Source organism: Thiolapillus sp., assembly GCF_048562965.1.
GTDB lineage: Bacteria > Pseudomonadota > Gammaproteobacteria > Chromatiales > Chromatiaceae > Thiolapillus > Thiolapillus brandeum_A.
On record NZ_JBHNMF010001006.1, the window covers coordinates 1 to 1,012 of the forward strand.

General features: G+C 42.1%; 2 protein-coding genes. Both read left to right on the top strand.

The features are described 5' to 3' along the window. Nucleotides 1-411: transcriptional repressor KorB C-terminal beta-barrel domain-containing protein (locus tag ACOCD2_RS21815; RefSeq protein ID WP_419582100.1), on the top strand; the 411-nt coding region annotated here is incomplete at its 5' end. A 23-nt stretch (nucleotides 412-434) separates the two neighbouring features. Further along, nucleotides 435-632: a hypothetical protein gene (locus tag ACOCD2_RS21820; RefSeq protein WP_293674837.1), complete on the top strand. Its 198-nt coding sequence runs from the start codon at nucleotides 435-437 to the stop codon at nucleotides 630-632. Nucleotides 633-1,012: the final 380 nt, after the last annotated feature.

The window sequence follows — 1,012 nt, forward strand, 5'->3', positions numbered from 1 at the left end:
GAACATATTTCTACATCATCAATAAAAGAATTTGTTAAGGAACTTGGTGCTTCATCAGTTAAAAAATCAAAGAACAACAACCCAATAAAAACCAGGTCTGAAGAACCCACGGGCGGAAAATTAGACCCCGCTAATTCTGCATCTTCAGAATCTTCAGATGGTGGGGGAACAGAGGAAAGCACGAAAGATACGCAAAAGAACACATCCGAAAGCAAAGAAAAAAGCGATCCAAAAACAGAAAGTACGATTATCAGAAAACCCAAAATTGTAGTTTCAATTGGGAATGAAACAGGGGAATTAGTCACGAATCGCATTGCTAATGAGGGGATGGTTTGGGTCGATTTGGTGGGTGATATTGCAGAATACCCCGCTTCGAGTATTCAAATTATAACCGTGATAGAATCGGTTTAACGACATAGCGTTTCAGCACCTCGATGGGGGCCCGCCCACGGAACCGGCGCAAAGATGCAACACATAAATTCACGACGCACCTGGCGGAATGCTATGGCGTCATCTTCGTGGGCGATGTGAGTAGTGCCAAGCTGGTCAAGACCAAAATGGCGAAGTCCGTTTTGTATGCTGGCTGGCATCAGCTCAAGACACAACTGAAATACAAAGACATAACGCAGTGAAGCTCTTTATTTGGAATTCTTTTTCTTGGAATAATCTTTGTTCCAATTGCGGCAATAGTTGCATTGATAGGAACACTCATTGCTATTAAGAATAACAATATAGCGGGTTTAGGTGTAAATCTATTAGCGTGGCTACTCACAATTATAGGATTATTTACATCCCCGATGCTTCTAGGGTTTCTCGGTATAGCTTCATCCAGTTAAGAACCAAAGACAAGAACAAGGCTCACCTTAGGTGAGCCTATGTTTCTATCAGTAATAAATCACAATCCACGCAGTTTATTTTTAACTGCGGTTTTCCCCATACATTGATGCCGCAGCCTGTACAGCTGTATTTCAGACGATTTGTTTTCTTTCTTCTCCCCTGGTGCGTCATCAAG